The organism is Streptomyces laculatispora (assembly GCF_017353455.1).
Lineage (GTDB): Bacteria > Actinomycetota > Actinomycetes > Streptomycetales > Streptomycetaceae > Streptomyces > Streptomyces laculatispora.
In genome coordinates, this window is the sequence record NZ_JAFMPZ010000032.1 from 1 (window position 1) to 4,423 (window position 4,423).

Annotated in this window: 6 protein-coding genes; 3 read left to right on the top strand and 3 right to left on the bottom strand. The window is 71.5% G+C overall.

The genetic code is table 11. The features are described from left to right. A partial coding sequence (locus tag J1C73_RS01255; protein ID WP_207314673.1) for an MBL fold metallo-hydrolase occupies positions 1-783 on the bottom strand: 783 nt, incomplete at its 3' end. Between the two features lie 101 nt (positions 784-884). Continuing rightward, positions 885-1,256 carry a VOC family protein gene (locus tag J1C73_RS01260; RefSeq protein WP_207314674.1) on the bottom strand — a complete coding sequence of 124 codons (372 nt, stop codon included), beginning with the start codon at positions 1,254-1,256 and terminating at the stop codon, positions 885-887. A gap of 211 nt (positions 1,257-1,467) precedes the next feature. Here J1C73_RS01260 and J1C73_RS01265 point away from each other — a divergent pair, with 211 nt between their 5' ends. From J1C73_RS01265 to J1C73_RS01275, 3 genes are all read left to right on the top strand, one after another. Continuing rightward, the gene (locus J1C73_RS01265) at positions 1,468-2,931 is read left to right on the top strand and encodes an aldehyde dehydrogenase (RefSeq protein WP_207314675.1); all 1,464 of its coding nucleotides are present in this window, start codon (positions 1,468-1,470) and stop codon (positions 2,929-2,931) included. Beyond that, positions 2,931-3,164 carry a ferredoxin gene (locus J1C73_RS01270; RefSeq protein WP_123470520.1) on the top strand — a complete coding sequence of 78 codons (234 nt, stop codon included), beginning with the start codon at positions 2,931-2,933 and terminating at the stop codon, positions 3,162-3,164. The genes J1C73_RS01265 and J1C73_RS01270 overlap by 1 nt, the downstream gene beginning before the upstream one ends. Positions 3,165-3,272: 108 nt before the next feature. Further along, positions 3,273-4,154 (top strand): hypothetical protein, encoded by an 882-nt coding sequence (locus tag J1C73_RS01275; RefSeq protein ID WP_242643546.1) that lies wholly within the window; start codon positions 3,273-3,275, stop codon positions 4,152-4,154. A 10-nt stretch (positions 4,155-4,164) separates the two neighbouring features. Here J1C73_RS01275 and J1C73_RS01280 read toward each other — a convergent pair. After that, on the bottom strand, positions 4,165-4,423 hold a 259-nt coding region (locus J1C73_RS01280), incomplete at its 5' end, for a response regulator transcription factor (protein WP_207314676.1).

Sequence of the window (4,423 nt, forward strand, 5' to 3'; positions counted from 1 at the left end):
CGGGAACGCGTACTGGTGGGCGGGCAGCACCTCGGCGACCCCCAGGCGGCCGATCCGTTCCAGTGAGGCGAGGTAGTCCCCGAGCGGATCGGTCTCGGTCGCGCTGTCCGGGTCCTCGTAGAGGCCGACGTGCGGGCTGATGCCGGGGAGCAGGTGGTCGCCGGAGAAGAGGCGGCCGCGGCCGGGCAGGTTGGCCGGGTGGTCCTCCTCCAGGTGGAGGCAGACATGGCCGGGGGTGTGGCCCGGGGTCCAGATCGCGCGCAGTCTGCGGCCCGCCAGGTCGAGGAGTTCGCCGGGCACGATCTCGCGGTCCGGGAGCGCGGCCCGCAGGCCGGGCAGGGTACGCATCCGGCCGCCCTTCTCGCGCGCGGCCAGGAGCGGGGCGATGTGGTCCTCGGGGGCGCCGACCGTCGCCAGCTTCGCCGCGAGGTACGACAGCCAGGTGCCCGGTTCGGACTCCCGGGTGCGGCGCACGATCGCCGTGTCGGCGGCGTGCATCGCGATCCAGGCCCCGGACGCCTCGCGCACCTGGCCGGACAGTCCGTGGTGGTCGGGGTGGTGGTGGGTGATGACCACGCCGTGGATGCCGGTGATGTCCACGCCGATTGCCGTGAGCCCGGCCGTCAGGGTGTCCCAGGCCTCCGGGTCGTCCCAGCCCGTGTCGATCAGGACCGGACCCCGGCCGGTGTCGAGGACATGGACCAGGGTGTGGCCCAACGGGTTGTCCGGAATGGGGACTTTGATGCTGTGGACGCCTCCACCGTGGTTCATCACCTGCGTCATGGACTCCCCATCTCTCCGCGGTCTCGGCGGCGTGCGGGGTACGGCCACGACGCGCCGCGTCCACTGTAACGAGAACTTGTTCCAGTGGTAGCCCCGGTCGACTATCCGATCAGGGTGACCTTCGGCCGCACGACGCAGAACTCATTGCCCTCCGGGTCCGCGAGTACGGTCCACGACTCCTCGCCGGTCTGTCCGATCTCCACCCGGCGCGCGCCCAGCGCGAGGATGCGCTCGATCTCCGCCTCCCCCTCGGAGGGTTGCGTGGTCAGATCGAGGTGCAGACGGTTCTTCACGGACTTCGTCTCGGGCGCGGGCATGAAGCAGATGCCCACCGGGGCTGCCGCGTCCGGGCCGATCACGACCTCCCGCTCCCGCTCGGACAGGATGCGCCACTTCAGTACGGCCGCCCAGAAACGGGCCAGGGCGGGCAGGTCGTGGGTGTCGATGACGATGTGGTGCAGGGAGGCGGTCATGGAGGCCAGTCTGCCCGGTGGGCCGTGCCGCGGGAGTGGTTCCGGAGGCGTCCGGCCACGCTTCGGCCATGTCCCGGCCGTGGACTCCTGGAACTGGAACTGGTATCAGTTCTGACATGTAGTCAGCTGTTGTTCGGATGCATGCCGGACGCAGAACGAAGAATTCAGTCAACGAGTCGGGTCACGTGCCGCGTCGCGGGAGGCAGCAGCCATGAGCGAGCTTGTCGAACACGGAAAACTGTTCATCGGCGGGGAGTTGGTCGATCCGCTCGGGCGGGAAGTCATCGAGGTCATCTCCCCGCACACCGAGCAGGTCATCGGCCGGGTGCCGCACGCCGCCGAGGGGGATGTGGACCGGGCGGTCGCCGCCGCCCGGCGGGCGTTCGACGAGGGGCCCTGGCCCCGGATGACGCCGGCCGAGCGGATCGACGTCGTCACGCGGATCAAGGACGCGTTCGCCGTGCGGTACGAGGAGATCGCCCGGGTCATCAGCTCGGAGAACGGCACCCCGTACAGCTCCAGCGTCATGGTGCAGGCCCTCGCCGCGATGATGGTGTGGGACGCGGCGATCACCGTCGCCCGCACCTTCCCGTACGAGGAGCGCCGGGACGGGGCGCTGGGGCCGCTGCTCGTACGGCGGGAGCCCGTCGGGGTGGTCGCCGCCGTGGTGCCGTGGAACGTGCCGCAGTTCACCGCCGCCGCCAAACTCGCGCCCGCGCTGCTCGCCGGGTGCTCGGCCGTCCTGAAGGTGTCGCCCGAATCGCCGCTCGACGCCTACCTCCTGGCCGAGATCGTCGCCGGGGCCGGGCTGCCCGAGGGTGTGCTGTCGATCCTGCCGGCCGACCGCGAGGTGAGTGAGTACCTGGTCGGGCATCCCGGCGTCGACAAGGTCTCGTTCACCGGGTCCGTCGCCGCCGGGCGGCGGGTCATGGAGGTCGCCTCGCGCAACCTCACCCGCGTCACCCTGGAACTGGGCGGGAAGTCCGCCGCCGTGATCCTCCCCGACGCCGATCTGGACGCCGCCGTCGCGGGCATCGTGCCCTTCGCCTGGATGATCAACGGGCAGGCCTGCGTGGCCCAGACCCGGATCCTCGTGCCGCGTTCCCGGTACGAGGAGATGGCCGAGGCGTTCGCCGCCGCCGCCGGCGCGCTCAAGGTCGGCGATCCGCTCGACCCGGCCACCGAACTCGGACCGCTCGTCGCGCAGCGCCAGCAGCAGCGCTCCCTCGACTACATCCGGATCGGGCAGGAGGAGGGGGCCAAGATCCTTACCGGTGGCGGGCGTCCGGCCTCCCAGGAGCGGGGGTGGTACGTCGAGCCGACGCTCTTCGGCGGGGTCGACAACTCCATGCGCATCGCCCGCGAGGAGATCTTCGGCCCGGTCATCTGCCTGCTGCCGTACGGCGACGAGGACGAGGCCGTGAGGATCGCCAACGACTCCGAGTACGGGCTCAGCGGCAGCGTCTGGACCGCCGACACCGAGCGCGGCATCGACATCGCCCGCCGGGTCAGGACCGGCACGTACAGCGTGAACACCTTCAGTCTCGACATGCTCGGGCCGTTCGGCGGCTACAAGAACTCCGGTCTGGGAAGGGAGTTCGGGCCCGAGGGCTACGGGGAGTACTTCGAGCACAAGATGATCCACCTGCCCGCCGGGTACGGGGGAGGGGCCTGATGGGGGACCGGTGGAGCGTCGAGGTCGACCGGAGCGTGTGCATCGGGTCGGGGATGTGCGTGAACCACGCACCGGACGGCTTCCGGCTGGACTCCGCCCGGCAGTCCCGTCCCGTCGACCCCGAGACCGACGCCAACGAGCGGGTCCTCGCCGCGGCCGAGGGGTGTCCGGTCGAGGCGATCACGGTCGCCCTGGCCGACTCGGGGGAAGTGGTGTTCCCCCCGGAGGACTGAGAGCCGTTGCGTGATCCCTGCCGCCCGCCCGGGGTGTGGCCTGCCATACCCCGAGCGGGCGGCGGACCGCAGTGACCGGGCGGGCGGTGCTGCGACAGAGTCACCAGCATGTCCACAACGTCACCACCCAACAGCCCGCCCGGACCGTCCCGCACCGCGGGTGTCCCCGCCCGCGCGGTCACCGTGCTCGCCGCTCTCGCCGTGGCTCTCGTCCCCGCCTTCGTACTCGCCCCCGGCCCGGTGGCGGGGAGCGTGTCGGGCGGTGGCCACGGCGACCGGCGCGACCTCGAGGACCGTCTGTCCGCGTCGTTCGTCGACTACTGGGAATCCGGTGAGCGGAGTCTTCCCCCTGGTCTGCGGGGCGTCGTCGACTACTGGTCCCGCTACCACGTGGTCAAGGCCGTGGTCGCCGCGGTCCTGCTGGCCGTGCTCATCGCGCTCGCCGTTCTGCTGCGGAACGCGTTCCTGCGGGCCGGTGCGCTCACCGCGGGAAGGAGGGCCGCTCTCGCGTCCGCCGGGGCGTTCGTCGCGGCGCTCGCACTGTTCTCGCTGGCGATGGTGATGGCCAACATCCAGGGTGCGCTGGCGCCCTTCTCCTCGCTGATGTCGATGCTGCCGGTCCACGCGTCCCACGGAGAGCTCGCCGACGCGCTCGGTGAGATCAGGCGGCAACTGGCCGGCTACCCGGACGCGGGTGGCCCGACCCCGCCTCCCCTCGAGGTGATGGTCAGCGACTTCCGGCGGTACCACGCCGTGCTGGCCGTGACCGCGACGGTGGTGGCCCTCTCCTTCGTCGCCGTCAGCGCGGTGTCGTGGCGGAGGTTCGCCGGAACAGCGGCGTCCGACCGGCGGACCAGGCGCGTGTTCCGGGCGTCCGGTCTTCTCCGGGCCCTGCTGGCGGCGGCCGTCCTCGTGATCGCCGCGGCGAACACGGCCACCACGGCCGACCCGGCCCCGGCGCTCCTGGCCTTCTTCGAAGGCGGCTGGTGAAGGGACGCCGTCAGGCGTTGAGGTGGGCGAGGACGGCGAGCACCCGGCGGTGGCGCGTGTCGTCGGGCGGCAGGCCGAGCTTCGCGAAGACGTTCCCGATGTGCTTCTCCACCGCGCTGCCGGAGAGCACCATGCGCCGGGCGATGGCCGTGTTGGAATGGCCCTCGGCCATCAGCGCCAGCAACTGCCTTTCACGCGCGGTCAGCTTCTCCAGCGGGTCGTCCCGTCGCTGCCGGGCCAGCAACTGGGCGACGACCTGCGGGTCGAGC